Origin of the sequence: Streptomyces prunicolor NBRC 13075 (assembly GCF_000367365.1) — a bacterium.
GTDB classification, from domain to species: Bacteria; Actinomycetota; Actinomycetes; order Streptomycetales; family Streptomycetaceae; genus Streptomyces; species Streptomyces prunicolor.
This window is the reverse complement of record NZ_BARF01000015.1, coordinates 1-19,986: the sequence shown is the minus strand read 5'-3', so window position 1 is coordinate 19,986 and position 19,986 is coordinate 1. Positions and strand designations below refer to the sequence as shown.

The window sequence follows — 19,986 nt, the reverse complement described above, 5'->3', positions numbered from 1 at the left end:
GAATGCATCACAACAGGCCGTCGGTCTGAAATGGGCCGAATCCCTGATCACGTAAGAGACCGCTGGTCTGGAAATTCGGTGGCCCGAGCCCCGGCGGATCGAGCCGAGCGCGGACGCACATCCACCGATCCGGCACGGAACGTCACGAAGGAGTCCCCCTCATGAACCGCACCGTTGTCATCACCGGCACCACCTCCGGCTTCGGCCGCGACAGCGTCCGCCTGTTCGCGTCCCAGGGCTGGAACGTCGTGGCGACCGTCCGCAAGGAGACGGACCTCGCCATCCATGACGACCTACCGAACGTGAAGACCCTCCTGCTCGACGTCAACGACGAGGGTGCCGACACCGCCTTCGCCGAACAGGCCGCCGCCCGGTTTGGAGGCATCGACGCGCTGGTGAACAACGCCGGCTACTACCACATGGGCCCGGTCGAGGCCGCCTCGATGGAGCAGATCCATGACCAGTTCCAGACCAACGTCTTCGGCCTGATGGCCCTGACCAAAGCCTTCCTGCCGCACTTCCGCGAGCAGCGTTCCGGCGTGATCGTCAACATCTCCTCGATCAGCGCCGACCAGGGCTACCCCTACACCGCCGTCTACGCCGCCTCCAAGGCCGCGGTCGCGGCCTTCTCCGAGGGCCTCAACATAGAGATGGCGGACTTCGGGGTCTCGGTCAAGGCGGTCTTCCCGGGCGCCCACGCCACCCGCATCTTCACCAAGATCGATCAGGCGGGCGACATCCCCGAGGACTACCAGTCCGGCATGCAGCGCTTCTTCGGCATGCAGGGCACCGGCTCCAGCCCGGCCGTGACCGCGAAGGCCATCTACCAGGCGGTCACGGACGGCAGGATCGAGCAGGTCCGCTACTACACCGGACCCGACGGAGTCGCCGTACCCCGAGTCAAGCAGCTCCTGGGCGCCGACTGGTACTGGGAGGAGTTCCGCAACGCCGCCACCGGCAACCCCAGCGACCTGTGGAAGAGCCTCGTCACGCAGGGCAAGGAACCCGTCGAGTTCGCCCTCTGACCCACCGCTCGGTCAGCCCTGCCCATCTCCGCTGGTCGCACCAGCTACAGAGGCCGTGGCGGGAATCGAACCCGCGTAACTCGCTTTGCAGGCGAGTCCCTGAACCACTCGGGCACACGGCCGTGTTTGGTGAGTTGACCGTAGGGCCGGGGGATGGGCCCGGACAAGGGGGCCCGGGGTGGTGCAACGGGACTGCCATACGCCGTTCATGAATGGGGAGTGGTCGGCGGGGTCCGTGGGGTCGCTGGTCGTACGACCAAGGTCTCAGCGCCCGACCATCCTCCGACAGGGGTCAACCCGGCCCGTGGACCTTACGCTGGCCTGCATGACCGTCCTCGAACCCCGTGACGCCGGCGTCACGGACACCGCCTCCGACCTGGCCGATGAGTGTCGCGACACCGTGTTGGGGCGGTCGCATCGGGCGCTCAGTGTCGGGATCGTGTCCGTCGTTCTGCTGATCGCCTTTGAGGCGACGGCAGTTGGGACCGCTATGCCGGTTGCCGCCCGGGAACTCGGCGGGGTGTCCTTGTACGCGTTCGCGTTCTCCGGGTACTTCACCACCAGTCTGTTCGGGATGGTGTTCGCCGGGCAGTGGTCGGATCGGCGGGGGCCGCTCGGGGCGTTGACCGGTGGGATCGGGGCGTTCGCCGCCGGGTTGGTGGTGGCGGGGACCGCTCAGGTCATGTGGGTGTTCATTCTCGGGCGGGCCGTGCAGGGGCTCGGGGGCGGGCTCGTCATCGTCGCTCTGTATGTCGTCGTCGGGCGGGCTTATCCGGAGCGGTTGCGGCCCGCCATCATGGCCGCGTTCGCCGCGAGTTGGGTCGTACCGTCCGTTGTCGGGCCGCTCGCCTCCGGTGTGGTGACCGAGCAGTTGGGGTGGCGGTGGGTGTTCCTCGGAATTCCCGTGCTTGTCGTCTTTCCGCTCGCGCTTGCTCTTCCTCAGATACGGCGGCGGGCGGCCGGGCCGGTGAGCGGTGTCGGTGAGCCGTCCGCCTCCTTCGATCGGCGTCGTATTCGGCTTGCCCTGGGGATCTCGATCGGCGCCGGGCTCTTTCAGTACGCCGCTCAGGATCTGACGTGGTTCTCCCTTCTCCCCGCTGTCGTCGGCGTCGCGCTGCTCGTGCCCGCCGTGCTCGGGTTGTTGCCGCGGGGGACGTATCGGGCGGCGCGGGGGCTGCCCTCGGTCGTGTTGTTGCGCGGGGTGGCCGCCGGGTCGTTCATCTCGGCCGAGTCCTTCGTGCCGTTGATGCTCGTCACGCAGCGGGGGCTGTCGCCTACCTTGGCCGGGTTCTCGCTCGCGGCGGGCGGTGGGACGTGGGCGCTCGGGTCGTGGGTGCAGGCTCGGGCATGGGTGGTGCCGTATCGGGAGCGGTTGATGACGGTCGGGATGGTGCTGGTGGCTGCCGCGATCGCCGCCGCGCCGAGCGTCCTCATCCATGCGGTGCCCGTGTGGATCGTCGCCGTCGCGTGGGGGTTCGGGTGTTTCGGGATGGGGCTGGTGATCTCCTCCACCAGCGTGCTGCTGCTCCAGCTGTCCGCTCCGGCGGAGGCCGGCTCCAACTCCGCCGCGTTGCAGATCTCTGATGGGCTGTCCAATGTCGTGCTGCTCTCCGTCGGCGGGGCCGCGTTCGGGGCGCTGGGGGGTGGCACGGTGGGGCATGTCGTCGGGTCGGTGGGTGGCGGGTCCCATCCCGGGGCCTTTGCCGCGGTGTTTCTGCCGATGGCGGGGGTGGCGTTGGTGGGAGCTTGGGTGAGCACGCGGGTGCGGACCACACTGTGAGTGGTACCAGTTTGACCCCACTCGGTGGTACCGTTTTGGTATGGCCATGAACCTGCGTCTTCGTGACGACCAGACGGAAGCCCTGAAGCTGCGCGCAGATGAGGAGGGAGTCAGCATGCACGCCATACTGCTGCGGGCCGTGGACGATTACCTGGCCAGGACGGCTCACGAGGCGTTGGTCCGCAAGGCTGCCAAGGAGCAGACCGCCAAGTGGTCCGAGCTGCTGGAGCGGCTCAAGTGACGTTCGTCTACCTCACGGCCGAGGACGTCTTGGCCATCGCCGAGCAGGCCGTCGACGACCAGACCGTTGTCGTGCGTGATGCGGGCCTGCTGGAGTCGGCCGTGCACCGCCCTTCGGCCTCGATGTTCGGGCAGGAGGCGTACGCCGACCTGTTCGACAAGGCGGCGGCGTTGCTGCAGTCGCTGGCCATCAACCGCCCGTTCCTCGACGGGAACAAGCGCACGGCATGGGTGTCCTGCGTCGTCTTCCTGGCCATGAACGAGGTGCAGCTGCGGCCGGACATCGACGCCGCCGAGCGCCTGGTCATCGCTGTGGCGACGGGCGGCATGGACGAGGTCAAGGCGATCGGGGAGGCGCTGCGGGCCCTGGCCGAATAACCGATGTGACGTCAGTCCCATCCCCCGCCACCCCGGCGTCGTCCGCACGTTGACACCACCACCCCGCCGGTAGGGTGGCCCGGTTGTCATATGTAGCCGACGTAGCCGACGTAGCCGACGTAACCGAGCCGCCCTACCCCCGAACCCGGAGACCGTGACTACTACCGCCGCCTCCTCCACCAGCTCCCACCACCTCTCTCCCGCCTTCCCCGGCCGCGCCCCCTGGGGCACCGCCGGCAAGCTGCGTGCCTGGCAGCAAGGTGCGATGGAGAGGTATGTCCAGGAGCAGCCGCGGGACTTCCTCGCGGTCGCGACCCCTGGTGCCGGCAAGACGACCTTCGCGCTCACCCTTGCCTCCTGGCTGCTGCACCACCATGTCGTGCAGCAGGTGACCGTGGTCGCGCCGACCGAGCACCTGAAGAAGCAGTGGGCGGAAGCCGCCGCGCGGATAGGGATCAAGCTGGATCCCGAGTACAGCGCCGGGCCGCTCGGCAAGGACTACGACGGTGTCGCCGTCACCTATGCCGGCGTCGGCGTACGGCCGATGCTGCACCGCAACCGGGTCGAGCAGCGCAAGACGCTCGTCATCCTCGACGAGATCCACCACGCGGGTGACAGCAAGTCGTGGGGTGAGGCCTGCCTGGAGGCTTTTGAGCCGGCCACTCGCCGCCTCGCGCTCACCGGTACGCCGTTCCGGTCCGACACCAATCCCATTCCCTTCGTGACGTACGAAGAAGGGAACGACGGGATTCGGCGGTCCTCCGCCGACTACACCTACGGTTACGGCAACGCGCTCGCCGACCACGTCGTCCGGCCCGTCATCTTCCTCTCCTACAGCGGCAACATGCGCTGGCGGACCAAGGCCGGTGACGAGATCGCCGCGCGGCTCGGCGAGCCGATGACGAAGGACGCGATCAGTCAGGCCTGGCGTACGGCGCTGGACGCGCGCGGCGAGTGGATGCCGAGCGTGCTGCGCGCCGCCGACCAGCGGCTGACCGAGGTCAGGAAGGGCATCCCGGACGCCGGTGCCCTCGTCATCGCCACCGACCAGGACTCCGCGCGCGCCTACGCCAAGTTGATCCGCGAGATCACCGGCAGCAAGGCGACCGTCGTGCTGTCGGACGACACCGGTGCCTCCAAGCGCATCGACGACTTCGCGGCGAGCAACGACCGGTGGATGGTCGCCGTACGGATGGTGTCCGAGGGCGTCGACGTGCCGCGGCTCGCCGTCGGCGTCTACGCCACCACCATCTCCACCCCCCTCTTCTTCGCCCAGGCCGTCGGCCGCTTCGTGCGGTCCCGGCGGCGCGGCGAGACCGCCTCCGTCTTCCTCCCGACCGTCCCCGACCTCCTCACCTTCGCCAACGAGATGGAGGTCGAGCGCGACCACGCCCTCGACAAGCCCAAGAAGGAGGGCGAGGAGGACCCGTACGCCGAGTCCGAGAAGGAGATGGACGAGGCGAACAAGGAGCAGGACGAGGACACCGGCGAACAGGAACAGTTCTCCTTCGAGGCCCTGGAGTCCGAGGCCGTCTTCGACCGGGTGCTCTACGACGGCGCCGAGTTCGGCATGCAGGCGCACCCGGGGAGCGAGGAGGAGCAGGACTACCTCGGTATCCCCGGGCTCCTCGAACCCGACCAGGTGCAGATGCTGCTGCAGAAGCGGCAGGCCCGGCAGATCGCGCACAGCCGCAAGAAGCCGGACGAGGAAGCCGATCTGCTCGAACTGCCCGCCGAGCGGCGGCCCGTCGTCTCCCACAAGGAGATGATGGAGCTGCGGAAGTCGCTCAACACCATGGTCTCCGCGTACGTCCACCAGACCGGCAAACCGCACGGCGTCATCCACACCGAGCTGCGCCGCACCTGCGGCGGCCCGCCGAGCGCCGAGGCCACGGCCGGGCAGCTGCGGCAACGCATCGCGAAGGTCCAGGAGTGGGCCACGCGCATGAAGTGATCCGCCGGTCCCGCTGCCGGTTCAGCCCCTCGGTCGACCCATGCCACGGATGCGCCGCCGACCCGCACATCTGTGCGGAATCTGCGCACGGGCGATCCCCAGGTCAGGACATGTCGCCATGTAGCGAACCGGTCCGTACCAGTCGGTGACCGGATTCTGGACGGAGACTTCCGCTCAGCGAACCGCCTTCGCTAGTGTCCCGCTACGCACACGCCCCGTGGCAGCGCCGCCGCGGAGCGCAGCCGTGAAGCGACTGGGCCCGGACACGCCGGGCCGCCTCGCCGACCGGCGGCCTCTGAAGCGCGTCACTGACGGGACTCGGTGACGCAACCGCCGCGAGGGGGCCGCCGACCTCACCACCTAAGGAGTGGGCGTCGTGACCGCGGAGACCTCCCAGACGCTCGACCGGGGACTGCGCGTCCTCAAACTGCTGGCCGACACGGACCACGGGCTGACCGTCACCGAACTGTCCAACAAACTGGGCGTCAACCGGACCGTCGTGTACCGGTTGCTGGCCACCCTCGAACAGCACGCACTCGTACGCCGTGACCTGGGCGGCCGGGCCCGCGTCGGGCTCGGGGTGCTGCGGCTGGGCCGCCAGGTGCATCCCCTGGTACGGGAGGCGGCGCTCCCCGCGCTGCGGTCGCTCGCCGAGGACATCGGGGCGACCGCTCACCTCACCCTGGTCGACGGGGCGGACGCCCTCGCCGTCGCGGTCGTCGAGCCGACCTGGACCGACTACCACGTGGCCTACCGCGCCGGCTTCCGTCACCCCCTGGACCGGGGCGCCGCTGGCCGCGCGATCCTCGCCGCCCGGCACAAGGCCACGGACGAACCCGGATACACCTTGACGCACGGGGAGTTGGAGGCCGGGGCGAGCGGTGCGGCGGCGCCGCTGCTGGGCGTCACGGGGGTCGAGGGCAGCGTCGGTGTGGTGATGCTGGCCGACGCGGTGCCCGAGCGGGTGGGGCCGAGGGTCGTGGACGCGGCGCGCGAGGTCGCGGAAGCGCTGCGCTGAGGCGCATGAGGCCTGAGGCACGTGAGGTCTGAGGCGCGTGAGGTCTGAGGCGCGTGAGGTCTGAGGCGCGTGAGGTCTGAGGCGCGTGAGGTCTGAGGCCGTTCACGGGCATGGGGTGACCGGCGCCCGGCCGAAAGTGGCCGTCGCGTTAGATTGATCCCGTGCTCCTCTCTCGCCTCACGCGCCCCCAGGCCGTAGCGGTCTGCGCCCTGCCCGTCGTGGCGCTGCTCGCCACGGCCGGTTTCGCGCCGCTGCCGTTCTCGCTGGCGCAGCCCGGTCTGACCGCGAACGTCCTCGGCGAGAACAAGGGCACCCCGGTGATCACGATCTCCGGGGCGCCGGTGCGCACGACGAGCGGTCAGTTGCGCATGACGACGATCGAGGCGACCGGACCCGATCAGCATGTCTCGCTGAGCGATGTGATCGACAGCTGGTTCCGCACCGACCGAGCGGTCATGCCGCGTGACTCGGTCTACCCGAGCGGCAACAGCGTCAAGGAGATCGAGCAGCACAACACGGAGCAGATGCAGGAGTCGCAGGACGATGCGGCCACCGCCGCGCTCAACTACCTGAAGCTCAGCGACAAGAAGGTCAAGGTCACCCTCAAGCTGGCGGACGTCGGCGGCCCCAGCGCGGGCCTGCTGTTCACCCTGGGGATCATCGACAAGCTGAACGGCGACGGCAGCGGCGGCGACCTGACGGGCGGTCGCACCATCGCCGGTACGGGGACGATCGGCACCGACGGCACGGTCGGCGCGGTCGGGGGAGTGGCCCTCAAGACCCAGGCCGCGCGACGTGACGGTGCGACGGTGTTCCTGGTGCCGAAGGCCGAATGCTCGGACGCCAAGTCCGAACTGCCCAAGGGGCTGAGGCTGGTTGCGGTGACCTCGCTGAAGGGCGCGGTGAGTGCGCTGGAGGCGTTGGAGACGGGGAAGGGTTCCGTGCCGGGCTGTTAGGCGACGGCGGGCTTGGTGCCGTTGGGCGGCCCGGCGGCCAGGCGAAGTCCCAGTTCTACGAGGGTCCAGCCGAGGCGGGTACGGAGTTCGCGCGGGGTTTTGGCCTCGGCGGCGAGGCGGTGGGCCGCGGCCTGGGCGTGGAGTTCGGCGGCTCGGGTGTGGTGCAGCGCGAGGTGGGTCTCGGGATGCATGGGGCGTTGCCTCTCTCAGGTCGGTCCGTCGGTCGGTCAGTCCGTGGTGATCGGGAAGGCGTGCGTGTGGATGCGTACGCGCTCGGCGCCCGGGGCGTCCGCCATCTCGGGCAGATCGCGGTAGCTCTCGACGAGGTCGTGCATCTTCTCGATGAGTTCGCGGGTGAGTTGGGGCGTGAGCTGGATTGTCATGTCGCTCATGTCATTGCCCTCGACCCAGTCCTCGGACCAGGTGTGGCGGTTGCCGAGCCAAGTGGTCAGCTCCTGGGCGTGCTTCGTGGCCACCTCGTACATGATCATGTCGAGGGCGCCGCGGACGGCGGGAGTGGCGTCCCTGAACAGGGCGTCGTCGAACCTCGTCCCGTCGTGGGCCGCCCTCCACCACCGCTCCCGTCCCTTGCCGTGCTCCGGGGCGTCCTCGACGAAGCCGTAGGTCGCGAGCTGGCGCAGGTGGTAGCTGGTCGCGCCGCTCGACTCGCCCAGTCTTTCGGCGAGTTGGGACGCCGTGGCGGGGCCGTCGAAGCGCAGCGAGTCGAGCAGTTGCATGCGCAGCGGATGGGCCAGCCCGCGCAGTGAACGGGCGTCGAGATGATGGATCCGGCGTTCTTGGGGCTCTGGCTCCGGCATGCGTACAAAGATAGCGTTGCAAAGAACCAGTTGCAACGGTTTCTTTGCAACCGATCCTTTGGAACTGGCCCCCCGCAGGCCCTACTTGACCAACCCCTCCGCCTTCATCCAGTCCAGCGCCACCTGATGCGGATCCTCCCCGTCGACATCCACCTTGGCGTTCAGCGTCCGCGCCACCGTGTTGTTCAGCTTCTTCGTCACCGGGGCCAGGACCCTCGCGATCGCCGGCCACTTCTTCAACGCCTTCGTGTTGATCTCGGGCGCCGCGTTGTAGTTGGGGAAGAACTTCTTGTCGTCGGCCATCACCGCGAGGTTCATGGACTTGATGCGCCCATCGGTGGTGAAGACCTCGCCGTAAGTACAACTCCCCTTCTTCACCTGGGTGTAGATGATCCCGGTGTCCATCTGCGTGATGTTCTTCGCCGGGAGACTCATCCCGTACGCCTTCTCCATGCCCGGCAGCCCGTCCGCGCGGTTGGCGAACTCGCTCTCGACGCACACCGTCACCGCGCCCGGGTCCTTCTTCGCCAGCGCGGCCACCTCGGAGAGTGTCTTCGTGCCGTACTTCTTGAAGTTGGCCTGGTTCATCGCGAGGGCGTAGGTGTTGTTGAGGGCGGAGGGGGGCAGCCAGGTGATGCCGTTCTTGAGGTCGGCGTCCCGTACCGCCTGCCACTGCTTCAGCGGGTCGGTGATCGGCTTGCTGTTGCCGAGGTAGGTGATCCACGCGGTGCCGGTGTACTCGTACATCCCGTCCGCGTCACCGGACTTGACGGCCTCTCGCGCCCCGATCGAACCCTGGATGCCGGTCCGGTCGAGGACGTCCGCGCCCGCCGCCTCGAAGGCGATGCCCATCATCGCGCCGAGGACCAGCTGCTCGGTGAACTCCTTTGAGGTGACGGTGAGATGGGCGCCCTTGAGGGGTTCGCCCTTGCCGACGGTGCCGGGGCTGACGTCGTCGACCATGGGGGAGCCGCTGGTCAGTCCGCAGCCGGAGGCGACGATGAGCGCGCCGACCGTCACCAGACAGGTGCGTCTCATGCGCCCGCCTCCAATCCCCTTGGGCGGAGCAGGAGTTCGGCCAGGGAGGCCAGCCAGTCGACCAGCAGGGCGAGGCTGACCGTGAGGATCGAGCCGAGGACCAGGACGGGCATCCGTTGGGTGGTGATGCCGGTGGTGATCAGGACGCCCAGGCCGCCGCCCCCGCCGAAGGTCGCCAGGGTCGCCGTGCCGACGTTGAGGACCAGGGCGGTTCGGACGCCGGCCAGGATCAGCGGGACCGCAAGGGGGAGCTCCACCTTTGCCAGGACGCCGAGTGGGGACATGCCGATGCCTCGGGCCGCCTCCAGCAGGGTCGGGTCGTTGGCCTTCAGGCCCGCGATGGTGTTGGACAGGACCGGCAGGACGGCGTAGATGATGATGCCGATCAGGGCCGCCTTCTCGCCGGTGCCGAGCCAGATCACCAGGAGGGCCAACAGGCCGATCGCCGGGGTCGCTTGGCCCATGTTGGCGAAGGTCATCGCCACCGGGGCGGCCTTGCGGAACGCCGCCCGGGTCAGCAGGATGCCCAGCGGGATCGCGATGATCAGCACGAAGAACGTGGAGATCACGGTCAGTCGGACGTGCTGCCAAAGGGCCTTGCTCACCTGGCCGTTGGAGAGGGCGTTCTCCGAAATGGCGTCCAGGTGCGCCTGGTTGAACCACAGCCAGGTCGCCAGCAGGATCGCCACCAGCGCGGCGGGCAGGAAGGTCAGCTTCTGCCAGCTGATCCGGCGTTTCGGGGGAGTCGGCGGCGCGGCGGCCTCCGTCTCCTCTTCCTCCGCTTCTGGGGTGGTGGTCACGCCTTCTCCTCCCCGCCGGCGCCTTCCTGCTCGGCGTGGGTCTGGAGGGCCCGGGCCTCCTCCAGCTCGTGCCGGCCCTCCATCGCCTCCAGCCGGTCGGCCTCCAGGAGTTCGTGCACGGAGTTCATCAGCGTCTCCATGTCGACGACGCCGGTGTACTCCCCGCGCCGCCCGGTGACCGCGACCCGCCCCGCGTTGTCCGTGAGCACCGCCTCCAGCGCGTCCCGGAGCGTCGCGTCCCGCGTCACCGTGTCGCTGACCAGCGTGCCCGCCCGGGCCAGCGAACCCTTGGCGCGCATCATGTCGCCGCGCCGCAGCCACTTGTAGGGCCGGCCGCGCTTGTCGAGCAGCAGGATCTCGTTGGTGCCGCTGTCCCGGAGCTTGTTGAAGATGTCCTGGAGCGGGTCGTCGACGGTCACCGTCGGATAGTCGGTGATCTCCACATCCCGTACGCGGGTCAGGTTCAGCCGCTTCAGGGCCGCCCCGGCGCCCACGAAACCGGACACGAAGTCGTCCGCCGGGTTGGTGAGGATCGCCTCCGGGGTGTCGAACTGCGCGATGTGCGAGCGTTCGCGCAACACCGCGATCCGGTCGCCCAGTTTGATCGCCTCGTCGAAGTCGTGGGTGACGAAGACGATCGTCTTGTGCAGTTCGTGCTGGAGCCTGATCAGCTCGTCCTGGAGGTGATCGCGGGTGATCGGGTCGACCGCGCCGAACGGCTCGTCCATCAGCAGCACCGGCGGATCCGCCGCCAACGCCCGTGCCACGCCCACGCGTTGCTGCTGCCCGCCGGAGAGCTGGCGCGGATAGCGGCCCTGGAACTCACCGGCGTCGAGCCCGACCAGGTCGAGCATCTCCTCCACCCGGTTCCTGATCCGGGACTTGGACCAGCCGATCATCCTCGGGACCAGCGCGATGTTCTGGGCGACGGTCATGTGCGGGAAGAGCCCGCTCGACTGGATCGCGTAGCCGACCTTGCGGCGCAGCTTCACCGGGTCGATGTCGGTGACGTCCTCGCCGCCGATGCGGATACGGCCACCGGTCGGTTCGATCAGCCGGTTGATCATCTTGAGCGTGGTGGACTTCCCGCAGCCGGAAGGCCCGACGAAGACGACCAACTCACCCGCCTTGATCTCCATGTTGACGCTCTCGACGGCCGGATCGGCGCTGCCCGGATACCGCTTGGTCAGGTTCTCCAGCTCGATGGAGGCACCGGAGGTCGCGGTCCCTGCTGGCTCAGACACGGATCCCCCTGGGAATGGTCAGCCGTCCGAGAAGGACGTACGCGGCGTCGAACAGCAGCGCCAGGACGATGATCCCGAGCGTGCCCGCGAGCACCTGGTTGAGAGCGTTCTTGCTGCCCAGCGACCCGATACCGCGGAAGATCTCGTTGCCGAGGCCGGGCCCGGAGGCGTACGCCGCGATGGCCGCGATCCCCATCAGCATCTGCGTGGAGACCCGGATCCCGGTGAGGATCGGCGGCCAGGCCAGCGGCAGTTCGACCCGCAGGAGCCGCGCCGGCCGGGACATCCCGATGCCCTTCGCCGCGTCCACGAGGGACGGGTCGACCCCGCGCAGGCCCACGATCGAGTTACGGACGATCGGCAGCAGGCCGTAAAGCGTCAAAGCGATCACTGTGGGCGGAACGCCAAGACCGACGATCGGAATGAGCAGACCGATCATGGCGAGCGACGGAATGGTCAAAATGGTCGAGGTGGCCGTGGTGGCCAGGCTGCCCGCCCACTCGCTCCGATAGGTCACGACCCCGATCACCACCCCGATCAGCGTGGCCACGACCATGCACTGGAAGACCGCGCTGGCGTGCTGGTAGGCGTCGGTGAGCAGCTGCTGGTGCCGGTTGCCCAAGTACTCCCAGAAGCTCACATGCCCACACCCCTACGTCGGCCAGGTCGTCGTCCCTTCCGGGTCCTCCGCCGCCTGTTTCACCAGCGGGATGATCCGCAGCGGAACGGGGTTCTCCATCACGATCGCGGTGGCGGCCCGGACAATGCCATCAAAACCGACAACCCGGTCGATGACCCGCTGGAGATCGGCGTTCGACCGGGCCACGAGCCGGCACAGCATGTCCCCGCTGCCGGTGGTGGTGTGCAGTTCGAGCACCTCGGGGACGGTCGCCAAGTGCGCCCGCACGTCCGGGCCTTGCCCCTGCCGGATCTCCAGCGTCGCGAACGCCGTGACCGGATACCCGAGCGCCGCCGGATCGACCTGCGGCCCGAATCCCCGGATGACTCCATTCGACTGAAGCCGGTCCAGCCGCGCCTGCACCGTCCCCCTGGCCACCCCCAGCCGCCGGGACATCTCCAGCACCCCGATCCGCGGCTCCTCGGCCAACAGCACGATGATCCGGCCGTCGAGCTGATCGATCCCCATGCCGCCGCCTCCAACGATGGTCATCCTGTACAGAAAGCCCGCCGAAACGGTCGTATCACTGAACAAGCTGCCCAGCAGATACGCGAACTATTGCGCACCTTGCCATGGAGGGGGAGCCTGCGCTCATGACCCAGACCACTCACCACACCCCCGACACCGCCCGGCAGGCCGACCCCTTCCCGGTGAAGGGAATGGACGCGGTCGTCTTCGCCGTGGGCAACGCCAAGCAGGCGGCGCACTACTACTCCACGGCCTTCGGCATGACGCTGGTCGCCTACTCCGGGCCGGAGAACGGCAGCCGCGAGACCGCCTCGTACGTGCTCACCAACGGCTCCGCCCGTTTCGTCCTCACCTCCGTCATCAGGCCCGCCACCCCCTGGGGCGAGGTCCTCACCCGGCACGTGGCCGAGCACGGTGACGGCGTCGTCGACCTCGCCATCGAGGTGCCGGACGCGCGCGCCGCGCACGCCTACGCCGTCGAGCACGGCGCCCGCTCGCTCGCCGAGCCGTACGAGCTGAAGGACGAGCACGGGTCGGTCGTGCTTGCCGCGATCGCGACCTACGGCGAGACCCGCCACACCCTGGTCGAGCGCACGGGCTACGACGGCCCGTACCTCCCCGGCTTCGCCCCCGCCGACCCGCTCGTCGCGGCCCCCGCCCACCGCACCTTCCAGGCGATCGACCACTGTGTCGGCAACGTCGAACTCGGCCACATGAACGAGTGGGTCGGCTTCTACAACAAGGTCATGGGCTTCACGAACATGAAGGAGTTCGTGGGCGACGACATCGCGACCGAGTACAGCGCCCTCATGTCCAAGGTCGTCGCCGACGGCACGCTCAAGGTCAAGTTCCCGATCAACGAGCCCGCCGTGGCCAAGAAGAAGTCGCAGATCGACGAATACCTGGAGTTCTACGGCGGCGCGGGCGTCCAGCACATCGCGCTCAACACCAACGACATCGTGCAGACCGTACGGACGATGCGCGCGGCCGGAGTGAAGTTCCTCGACACCCCCGACTCGTACTACGACACCCTCGGCGAGTGGGTCGGCGACACCCGCGTCCCCATCGACACCCTGCGCGAGCTGAAGATCCTCGCCGACCGCGACGAGGACGGGTACCTTCTCCAGATCTTCACCAAGCCGGTCCAGGACCGTCCTACGGTGTTCTTCGAACTCATCGAGCGACACGGCTCGATGGGCTTCGGCAAGGGCAACTTCAAGGCGCTGTTCGAGGCGATCGAGCGGGAGCAGGAGAAGCGGGGCAACCTGTAACGCACGGGTCCCGCAAGGGACTTGGGAGGACCGTGGCCGACGCGCCGATCGATCTGTCCGCACCTGCGGTGCGCTGGCTGTGGCAGAAGGGCACCCTGCACGAGCCCACGGTCCTCCAGTCGTTCGCCCTCGACGAGGTCCATCAGCGCCTGTACGTCCTCCAGTTGAGAACGGGCGGCGCCGACACCGGCAACCTCTGCCTCAACCAGCTCGACTACACGGGCAAGGCGCTCGGCCACATGCACCTCCAGGGCTTCGGGCACGGTGTCAGCATGGGCGTGCAGAACACCACCGACGGCGACGTCTGGATCTGGACCGAGGCCGCCGCGAAGGCCGGTTCGGGCGGTGCCTACGGCCAGGCCGTCACCCGCTTCCACTTCGCCGACGGCGCCACCCGCACCGCCGCCGACGTGGCGATCCGCAAGCCGATCGCGAACTCCACCAACAACCAGCCCACGGTCTGCATGACCTCGAAGCGCATCGCGATCCGCTACCGCATGAACAACCAACCCCGGTACCGGATCTGGGACTTGGACGCCTTCGTCGCCCGCGACTACGCCACACCCGTCGCCGACATAGCCCAGACCGGCGCCCACCCGAACCCATCGATCCCGTTCCAGGGCTACGCCCTCGACGGCGACCACCTCTACCAACTCGCCGGAACCGCCTACGACTCCACCACCAACCCGCCCGCGAAACACGGCAACGCCTACGTCTCCTGCCTCGACATCCGCACCGGCGAACTGGTCCAGCAGTCCCGCACAGAGGCCGCCTCCACCCTCACCTACCGCGAACCGGAGGGCCTCGCCGTCCGCACCAAGCCCCGCACCCGCCTGTGCGTCGGCTTCGCGTCCGGGGAGGCGGGGGCACGGAAGTTCTCCCTCTGCTACAAGCCGTAGCCGCGGACAGGGCCGTACGCTGCACCCATGGCCAGGATCAACGACGTGGGCGGCACCCAGGGCTTCGGTGCCATCGACACCACCGACGACCCCGAGCCCTTCCACGCCGACTGGGAGGCGCGGGTCGTCGGGCTGTTCAACGCCCTGCGCGCGCAAGGGATCTTCAACACCAACGAGTTCCGGGACGCGATCGAGGCGATCCCGCCCGCCACGTACCTGACGATGCCGTACTACGAACGCTGGTTCACCGCGATCACCGTGCTGCTGGAACGCAAGGGCGTGATCGAGCCGGGTGAGCTCGATGAGTGACCGCTTCCCGCCCGGCACCCGCGTCCGGACCTTCCCGCACGACCCGCCGCACCACACCCGCCTGCCCCGTTACGCACGCGGCAAGTCCGGTGTCGTCGTCGAGCCGGAAGGGCCGGCGGAGGTCGCGGACGTCAGTGCTCAAGGTCGTGGGGACGCGCCGGTGGAGCAGGTGTACGCGGTGCGGTTCGCGGCCCGGGACCTGTGGGGCGAGGGCGACCATCACGTCGTACTGGACCTCTGGGAAAGCTATTTGGAAGTGTGCGAAGAGGAACACGAAAAGGGTGCGGCCGATGAGCGGTGACCACGAGGACGCCTCGATCTCCCGGCGGGTGCGGCGACTTGAGACCCTGCTGGAGGAGAAGGGGGTCGTCACGGCCGGTGCGGTCGACGAGGTGCTCGACGCGTTCCTCGCGGGCGCGTCACCGGTGAACGGGGTACGGGTCGTCGCCCGCGCCTGGACCGACGATGCTTACAGGGCAAGGCTGTTGACGGACGGCACGGCCGCCGTCCAGGAACTCGGCTTCATGGACGGCTCGTTCCAGCGGCTGCGGGTCGTCGAGAACACCGACGCGACCCACAACGTCATCGTCTGCACCCTCTGCTCCTGCTACCCGCTCCCGCTGCTGGGCCCGTCCCCGGGCTGGTACAAGTCGGAGGCCTACCGCTCCCGTGTGGTCCGCGAACCCCGGTCCGTACTGGCCGAGTTCGGCCTCCAGCTGCCCACCACCACCGACATCACCGTGTGGGACTCCAGCGCGGAGAGCCGCTACATGGTCCTGCCTCGCAGGCCCGCCGGTATGGAGTCACTGTCGGAGGACGAACTGGCCGCGCTGGTCAGCCGCAACGCGCTGATCGGCACGGCGGCCGTGTGACGCGGAGGCTCAACTCGTCTTCTCCTGCGGCTCCTTGTCCGTGGGCGGTGGCTCGTTGGACGGTTCGCCCAGCGCCGCCAACGCCGCCTGGGCCAGGGGCACTTGCAGCGGCGAGAAGTACGGGTTGATCTGCAGCGCGTCCTGGAGATGCCGGCGCGCGGACGCGAACTTCTCCAACTCCCGCTCGATCATGCCCCGGTGGAACGCGTACCGCGCGTCCCGCACCCCGCCCCCGTGCACCTTGTCCGTCGCCACCGACGCGAACTTCAGCGCCTCCTCGTCCTGCCCGGCCCGGTGCAGCGCCCACCCCAGCGCGTCGGCCACCGCGATCCCCGGCTGCCGGGTCCACTCGGCCCGCAGCCGCCGTACGGCGTCCTGTGCGTCGCCGTGGTCCGCCTCGAAGGCGCCGAGGATCAACTCGTCGTCGACCCCTGCCGCCGTGTCCTTGGCGGCGAGGGCGCGCAGGGTGTCGTACTGGACGCGGGCGGCCTGCGTGAGTCCGAGCGACTCGTACAACTCGCCGAGCTCCAGGGCGTATTGGGGGGTCGGCTGCTTGGCGAGGGCGACCTGGTACGCGTTCAGCGCCTCCGAGGTGCGGCCCAGCGCCGCCAGCGCGCGCCCCTCACCGGCCAGCGCCTCCCGCTGGTCGGGATCCAGCCGTACGGCCGCCTCGAAGTGCCGTAGCGCGACCTCGCGGTCCCCGCGTTCCCAGGCCAGCTCACCGGCGCGTTGCAGCCAGGCGGCCTGCTCCGCCGGGGCGGTGGCCTTCGCCGCCGCGTCGGCGAGCTGGGCGGCGGCGTCCTCGCGCCAGCCGCGGTCGCGGTAGACGGCGGCGGCCCACGCCATCACGGCGGGGCCGGTGTGCAGCTCCAGCAGCTTGTCGAGGGTGCGCCCGGTCGCCTTGTAGTCGCCGAGCCCGGTGTACGCGTCCATCAGCAGCGGATACGTCGTCCAGCGCCTCGGCGCCGCCTTCAGTGCCGCCTCGCCCCAGGTGCGCGCCGCGCGGAAGTCCCGCCGTTCGTTCGCGAGAGCCGCCAGGCCGTCCATCGCGACGGCGCTCGCGTCGTTGCCCTTCGCGCGCACCTTCAGCGAGGTGCGCAGGGCCTCCTCGGCCTTCGGGTAGTACAGGGTGTCCCCGGTCCGCCGCCCCTGCTCCACATAGGCCGAGCCGAGCACCGCCCACGACCGGGCGTCCCGCGGATGGACCCGTACCCGCGTCTCCCGGTCGCCGATCAGCGCGGCCAGGTCCGGCAGCGCGGCCGGCACCCCCGCGGTGACCGCGGTCAGCGCCTGCGCCTTCGGTCCCGGCGCGGGCGGCGGCACCGGACGCGGCTCCTCCGGCAACAGCCACAGCAGCCCGCCGACCACGGCACACCCGGCGACCGTGGCGATCAGCACCCGGCGCAGAACGGGGGAGCGGCGCCGGGGCGCCTCCGCCACCAGGGACGTACCGGGGCTCCGCTGTTCGTTCTCCATGGCGCTCACTGTGCGTCAGTACGACGACCACATCCCGGCACCGAAAGCCACGCGTGGACGGGGTTCACACCGATGGCCGCGAGTGCGACGCTGTGATCATGAGCCGTATCGAAGCGCCTCGCGACCAGGACACCGGGACCCTCGTCGACCGGCTGCTGGCCGGGCTGCCCGCCGAGGCCGTCCTCACCGACCCGGACGTCACGGACTCGTACGCCAACGACATGGCGAGCTTCTGCCCGTCCGGCACCCCCGCCGTCGTCGTGCTGCCGCGCACGGTCGAACAGGTCCAGCACGTCATGCGCGTCGCCACCGAACTGCGCCTCCCGGTCGTCCCGCAGGGCGCCCGCACCGGCCTGTCGGGCGCGGCCAACGCCTCCGAGGGCTGCATCGTGCTGTCCCTCGTCAAGATGGACCGCATCCTGGAGATCAGCCCGGTCGACCGCATCGCGGTCGTCGAGCCGGGCGTCATCAACGCGACGCTCTCCCGCGCGGTCAACGAACACGGCCTCTACTACCCGCCGGATCCCTCCAGTTGGGAGATGTGCACGATCGGCGGCAACATCGGCACCGCGTCCGGCGGGCTGTGCTGTGTGAAGTACGGGGTGACGGCCGAGTACGTCCTCGGCCTGGATGTCGTCCTCGCCGACGGCCGGCTGATGAGCACCGGCCGGCGTACGGCCAAGGGTGTCGCCGGGTACGACCTGACGCGGCTGTTCGTCGGGTCGGAGGGCTCGCTCGGGATCGTCGTCAAGGCGATCCTGGCGCTGAGGCCGCAACCGCCCCAACAGCTCGTCCTGGCCGCCGAGTTCGGGTCCGCGGCGGCCGCGTGCGACGCCGTGTGCCGGATCATGGCGGGCGGGCACGTGCCGTCCCTCCTCGAACTGATGGACCGTACGACCGTCAAGGCCGTCAACGACATGGCGCACATGGGACTGCCGGAGACGACGGAGGCGTTGCTGCTCGCCGCCTTCGACACGCTGGACCCGGCCGCCGACCTGGCCGCCGTAGGAGCCCTCTGCGAGGCGGCCGGAGCCACGCAGGTCGTCCCGGCCGAGGACGCGGCCGAGTCCGAACTGCTGCTCCAGGCGCGGCGGTTGTCGCTCACGGCGCTGGAGGCGGTCAAGGGCACGACGATGATCGACGACGTGTGCGTGCCCCGGTCGCGGCTCGGCGAGATGCTCGAAGGGGTGGAACGGATCGGCGAGAAGTACCGGCTGACGATCGGCGTCTGCGCGCACGCCGGCGACGGCAACACGCACCCCACCGTCTGCTTCGACGCGCAGGACGCCGACGAGTCCCGCCGCGCCCGCGAGTCCTTCGACGAGATCATGGCCCTCGGCCTGGAACTCGGCGGCACCATCACCGGCGAACACGGCGTCGGCGTCCTGAAGAAGGAGTGGCTGGCCCGCGAGATCGGCCCGGTGGGCGTGGAGATGCAGCGGGCGGTGAAGGCGAGCTTCGACCCGCTGGGGATCCTCAATCCGGGCAAGCTGTTCTGATTCCCCTTCCTGTTCCTACGGCTCACTCCCCGTCCCGCGACTCGTCCGAAGGCCACGGGTCGCGCAGCCACAGGTCGTCGGCCGGGGTCGGTGCGAGCAGCTCGGCCAGGCCGTCGTCGATGCCGAGCTGCTCCGCCTCAGAGCCCGGAGGGACCACCCGCAGCGTGCGCTCCAGCCATGCCGACACCTGGGCCGCGGGGGCCTGCAGCAGGGCGTCTCCGTCGGGTGAACTCAGCGCCATCAGGATGACACTGCGCCGCTCCACCTTCGTCGGCCACACCCGCACGTCCCCGTGCCCGCACGGCCGGAACACGCCCTCGACCAGCAGTTCGCGGGCGAACGTCCAGTTGACGGGGTGCTCGGAGTTGATGTGGAAGGAAATGTGGACGGCGTACGGATCGTCGGTGCGGTAGCTCAGCAGGGCCGGGACCGGAATGCTCCGCTCCGGCGACAGGATGAGTTTGAGCTCCAACTCCCGCTCTACGACTGTGTGCATGACGCGTGTCTCCTCTCGCTGACCGGGCCCTGCGGTGGGCCCGTACGAGTGGAGAGGGCCTGCGGGCGAAAGCATTACGCGAGTTCGGGAAACTTTTTTTCCGCGAGGCGTCACGAAGGCTTCGCGGGGCTTCGGGGCGTGTGGACTCCGTGCACGAGGTTGCCCGGAAAGGGGCGGGTCCGGCGGGAGGGGCAGTGGTGGTCGCACGGGTCTGATAGATGTGGACACCCCCATTTGACCTCCGAGCAGATACGGGACGACGGACATGAGCGCCCCAACCCCGGCACCCGGTGACGACAGGCCCCGCGAGGGGTACTACCCGGACCCGTCCATTCCTGGATACGTCCGGTACTGGAACGGCACGGCCTGGGTGCCCGGCACCAGCCGCCCGGCACCGTCGGACGGCCTGCCCGTCGGCGCGCCGGGCCAGTCCGTCGAGGAGACCGGGCCGCACTTCTTCGACGAGGACCCGGCACCGGACAACCGGGTGAGCCCGGCCCAGGCCCAGCACGGCAGCCGCCCCGAACCGGCGGCGGCGTGGGGCGCGGACCGCTCCCACCAGAGCGGTTTCGGCGGCGACCAGGACCGCCGCGTCTCCTGGGGCTCCCCGGACCCCAGAGCGGGCGCGGACCCGAGGGTCCCCGCCGACCACCCCGCCCAGCCGGACGGCCCGGCGGCGACCGCTCCCGAGGACCCGTCCAACCCCGGCACCTTCGCCTTGCGCCGCCCGACGACCCCGGGTACGGACACCCCGGACGAGGGCACG

General features: G+C 69.4%; 23 protein-coding genes and 1 tRNA gene. 14 read left to right on the top strand and 10 right to left on the bottom strand.

Translation table 11 applies throughout. The features are described 5' to 3' along the window. Positions 1–161 precede the first annotated feature (161 nt). Positions 162–1,025, top strand: a complete 864-nt coding sequence (locus SPR02S_RS07755) for an SDR family NAD(P)-dependent oxidoreductase (protein ID WP_019056376.1) — start codon at positions 162–164, stop codon at positions 1,023–1,025. Positions 1,026–1,075: 50 nt separating this feature from the next. Here the strand turns inward: SPR02S_RS07755 and SPR02S_RS07750 are convergent. Continuing rightward, positions 1,076–1,147 (bottom strand) — tRNA-Cys (locus SPR02S_RS07750). A gap of 203 nt (positions 1,148–1,350) precedes the next feature. On the opposite strand from SPR02S_RS07750, the gene SPR02S_RS07745 reads away from it, so the two are divergent. The 6 genes from SPR02S_RS07745 to SPR02S_RS07720 all read left to right on the top strand — a co-directional run bounded on the left by SPR02S_RS07745 (position 1,351) and on the right by SPR02S_RS07720 (position 7,351). Continuing rightward, complete coding sequence (locus SPR02S_RS07745; protein ID WP_019056375.1) at positions 1,351–2,805, top strand: MFS transporter; 1,455 nt, start codon at positions 1,351–1,353, stop codon at positions 2,803–2,805. Positions 2,806–2,845: 40 nt separating this feature from the next. Beyond that, positions 2,846–3,046 carry a ribbon-helix-helix protein, CopG family gene (locus SPR02S_RS07740; RefSeq protein WP_019056374.1) on the top strand — a complete coding sequence of 67 codons (201 nt, stop codon included), beginning with the start codon at positions 2,846–2,848 and terminating at the stop codon, positions 3,044–3,046. Continuing rightward, the gene (locus SPR02S_RS07735; RefSeq protein ID WP_019056373.1) at positions 3,043–3,423 is read left to right on the top strand and encodes a type II toxin-antitoxin system death-on-curing family toxin; all 381 of its coding nucleotides are present in this window, start codon (positions 3,043–3,045) and stop codon (positions 3,421–3,423) included. The genes SPR02S_RS07740 and SPR02S_RS07735 overlap by 4 nt, the downstream gene beginning before the upstream one ends. Before the next feature lie 154 nt (positions 3,424–3,577). Then, on the top strand, positions 3,578–5,377 hold the full coding sequence (locus SPR02S_RS07730) for a DEAD/DEAH box helicase (protein ID WP_019056372.1): 1,800 nt from the start codon (positions 3,578–3,580) through the stop codon (positions 5,375–5,377). A 376-nt stretch (positions 5,378–5,753) separates the two neighbouring features. Further along, a complete protein-coding gene (locus SPR02S_RS07725) occupies positions 5,754–6,395 on the top strand; it encodes an IclR family transcriptional regulator (RefSeq protein ID WP_019056371.1) in 642 nt (213 codons plus the stop codon). Between the two features lie 161 nt (positions 6,396–6,556). After that, the gene (locus tag SPR02S_RS07720; protein ID WP_019056370.1) at positions 6,557–7,351 is read left to right on the top strand and encodes a S16 family serine protease; all 795 of its coding nucleotides are present in this window, start codon (positions 6,557–6,559) and stop codon (positions 7,349–7,351) included. On the opposite strand, the gene SPR02S_RS07715 is transcribed toward SPR02S_RS07720, so the two are convergent. From SPR02S_RS07715 to SPR02S_RS07685, 7 genes are all read right to left on the bottom strand, one after another. Further along, a complete protein-coding gene (locus tag SPR02S_RS07715; RefSeq protein ID WP_019056369.1) occupies positions 7,348–7,542 on the bottom strand; it encodes a hypothetical protein in 195 nt (64 codons plus the stop codon). The two genes, SPR02S_RS07720 and SPR02S_RS07715, sit on opposite strands and share 4 nt — an antisense overlap. A 36-nt stretch (positions 7,543–7,578) precedes the next feature. Then, the gene (locus tag SPR02S_RS07710; protein WP_019056368.1) at positions 7,579–8,169 is read right to left on the bottom strand and encodes an ArsR/SmtB family transcription factor; all 591 of its coding nucleotides are present in this window, start codon (positions 8,167–8,169) and stop codon (positions 7,579–7,581) included. A gap of 81 nt (positions 8,170–8,250) precedes the next feature. Further along, the gene (locus SPR02S_RS07705) at positions 8,251–9,207 is read right to left on the bottom strand and encodes a glycine betaine ABC transporter substrate-binding protein (RefSeq protein WP_026150326.1); all 957 of its coding nucleotides are present in this window, start codon (positions 9,205–9,207) and stop codon (positions 8,251–8,253) included. Beyond that, positions 9,204–10,007: an ABC transporter permease gene (locus SPR02S_RS07700; RefSeq protein ID WP_019056366.1), complete on the bottom strand. Its 804-nt coding sequence runs from the start codon at positions 10,005–10,007 to the stop codon at positions 9,204–9,206. The genes SPR02S_RS07705 and SPR02S_RS07700 overlap by 4 nt, the downstream gene beginning before the upstream one ends. Continuing rightward, complete coding sequence (locus SPR02S_RS07695; protein ID WP_019056365.1) at positions 10,004–11,251, bottom strand: betaine/proline/choline family ABC transporter ATP-binding protein; 1,248 nt, start codon at positions 11,249–11,251, stop codon at positions 10,004–10,006. Before SPR02S_RS07695 ends, SPR02S_RS07700 begins: the two co-directional genes overlap by 4 nt. Then, on the bottom strand, positions 11,244–11,891 hold the full coding sequence (locus SPR02S_RS07690; RefSeq protein WP_019056364.1) for an ABC transporter permease: 648 nt from the start codon (positions 11,889–11,891) through the stop codon (positions 11,244–11,246). The genes SPR02S_RS07695 and SPR02S_RS07690 overlap by 8 nt, the downstream gene beginning before the upstream one ends. Positions 11,892–11,903: 12 nt before the next feature. Then, a complete protein-coding gene (locus SPR02S_RS07685) occupies positions 11,904–12,398 on the bottom strand; it encodes an Lrp/AsnC family transcriptional regulator (RefSeq protein WP_019056363.1) in 495 nt (164 codons plus the stop codon). A gap of 125 nt (positions 12,399–12,523) precedes the next feature. On the opposite strand from SPR02S_RS07685, the gene hppD reads away from it, so the two are divergent. Genes hppD through nthA form a run of 5 tightly spaced genes read left to right on the top strand, consistent with a single transcriptional unit; the run spans position 12,524 to position 15,749 of the window. Further along, a complete protein-coding gene (gene hppD, locus SPR02S_RS07680) occupies positions 12,524–13,669 on the top strand; it encodes a 4-hydroxyphenylpyruvate dioxygenase (RefSeq protein ID WP_019056362.1) in 1,146 nt (381 codons plus the stop codon). A 32-nt stretch (positions 13,670–13,701) separates the two neighbouring features. Next, a complete protein-coding gene (locus tag SPR02S_RS07675; protein ID WP_019056361.1) occupies positions 13,702–14,568 on the top strand; it encodes a phage baseplate protein in 867 nt (288 codons plus the stop codon). A gap of 27 nt (positions 14,569–14,595) precedes the next feature. Beyond that, entirely contained in the window at positions 14,596–14,877 is a 282-nt protein-coding gene (locus SPR02S_RS66105; RefSeq protein WP_019056360.1) for an SH3-like domain-containing protein, read from the top strand. Continuing rightward, positions 14,870–15,178, top strand: a complete 309-nt coding sequence (locus SPR02S_RS66100) for an SH3-like domain-containing protein (protein ID WP_019056359.1) — start codon at positions 14,870–14,872, stop codon at positions 15,176–15,178. The genes SPR02S_RS66105 and SPR02S_RS66100 overlap by 8 nt, the downstream gene beginning before the upstream one ends. After that, positions 15,168–15,749 carry a nitrile hydratase subunit alpha gene (nthA, locus tag SPR02S_RS07660; RefSeq protein WP_026150323.1) on the top strand — a complete coding sequence of 194 codons (582 nt, stop codon included), beginning with the start codon at positions 15,168–15,170 and terminating at the stop codon, positions 15,747–15,749. The genes SPR02S_RS66100 and nthA overlap by 11 nt, the downstream gene beginning before the upstream one ends. Before the next feature lie 9 nt (positions 15,750–15,758). Here the strand turns inward: nthA and SPR02S_RS07655 are convergent, their stop codons facing one another. Next, the gene (locus SPR02S_RS07655) at positions 15,759–17,225 is read right to left on the bottom strand and encodes a tetratricopeptide repeat protein (protein ID WP_019056357.1); all 1,467 of its coding nucleotides are present in this window, start codon (positions 17,223–17,225) and stop codon (positions 15,759–15,761) included. Positions 17,226–17,317: 92 nt separating this feature from the next. On the opposite strand from SPR02S_RS07655, the gene SPR02S_RS07650 reads away from it, so the two are divergent. Continuing rightward, complete coding sequence (locus SPR02S_RS07650; protein ID WP_026150321.1) at positions 17,318–18,724, top strand: FAD-binding oxidoreductase; 1,407 nt, start codon at positions 17,318–17,320, stop codon at positions 18,722–18,724. Between the two features lie 22 nt (positions 18,725–18,746). Here SPR02S_RS07650 and SPR02S_RS07645 read toward each other — a convergent pair whose 3' ends face one another. Continuing rightward, positions 18,747–19,220 (bottom strand): SsgA family sporulation/cell division regulator, encoded by a 474-nt coding sequence (locus SPR02S_RS07645; protein WP_019056355.1) that lies wholly within the window; start codon positions 19,218–19,220, stop codon positions 18,747–18,749. A 265-nt stretch (positions 19,221–19,485) separates the two neighbouring features. On the opposite strand from SPR02S_RS07645, the gene SPR02S_RS55340 reads away from it, so the two are divergent. Next, on the top strand, positions 19,486–19,986 hold a 501-nt coding region (locus SPR02S_RS55340; RefSeq protein ID WP_043258151.1), incomplete at its 3' end, for a DUF2510 domain-containing protein.

What these genes read in the sequence shown, in the direction of transcription:
- SPR02S_RS07755 (WP_019056376.1), top strand. Translation starts at nt 162, where the DNA reads ATGAACCGCACCGTTGTCATCACCGGCACCACCTCCGGCTTCGGCCGC.
- SPR02S_RS07745 (WP_019056375.1), top strand. Translation starts at nt 1,351, where the DNA reads ATGACCGTCCTCGAACCCCGTGACGCCGGCGTCACGGACACCGCCTCC.
- SPR02S_RS07740 (WP_019056374.1), top strand. Translation starts at nt 2,846, where the DNA reads ATGGCCATGAACCTGCGTCTTCGTGACGACCAGACGGAAGCCCTGAAG.
- SPR02S_RS07715 (WP_019056369.1), bottom strand. Translation starts at nt 7,542, where the DNA reads ATGCATCCCGAGACCCACCTCGCGCTGCACCACACCCGAGCCGCCGAA.
- SPR02S_RS07710 (WP_019056368.1), bottom strand. Translation starts at nt 8,169, where the DNA reads ATGCCGGAGCCAGAGCCCCAAGAACGCCGGATCCATCATCTCGACGCC.
- SPR02S_RS07705 (WP_026150326.1), bottom strand. Translation starts at nt 9,207, where the DNA reads ATGAGACGCACCTGTCTGGTGACGGTCGGCGCGCTCATCGTCGCCTCC.
- SPR02S_RS07685 (WP_019056363.1), bottom strand. Translation starts at nt 12,398, where the DNA reads ATGGGGATCGATCAGCTCGACGGCCGGATCATCGTGCTGTTGGCCGAG.
- hppD (WP_019056362.1), top strand. Translation starts at nt 12,524, where the DNA reads ATGACCCAGACCACTCACCACACCCCCGACACCGCCCGGCAGGCCGAC.
- SPR02S_RS66105 (WP_019056360.1), top strand. Translation starts at nt 14,596, where the DNA reads ATGGCCAGGATCAACGACGTGGGCGGCACCCAGGGCTTCGGTGCCATC.
- SPR02S_RS66100 (WP_019056359.1), top strand. Translation starts at nt 14,870, where the DNA reads ATGAGTGACCGCTTCCCGCCCGGCACCCGCGTCCGGACCTTCCCGCAC.
- nthA (WP_026150323.1), top strand. Translation starts at nt 15,168, where the DNA reads ATGAGCGGTGACCACGAGGACGCCTCGATCTCCCGGCGGGTGCGGCGA.
- SPR02S_RS07655 (WP_019056357.1), bottom strand. Translation starts at nt 17,225, where the DNA reads ATGGAGAACGAACAGCGGAGCCCCGGTACGTCCCTGGTGGCGGAGGCG.
- SPR02S_RS07645 (WP_019056355.1), bottom strand. Translation starts at nt 19,220, where the DNA reads ATGCACACAGTCGTAGAGCGGGAGTTGGAGCTCAAACTCATCCTGTCG.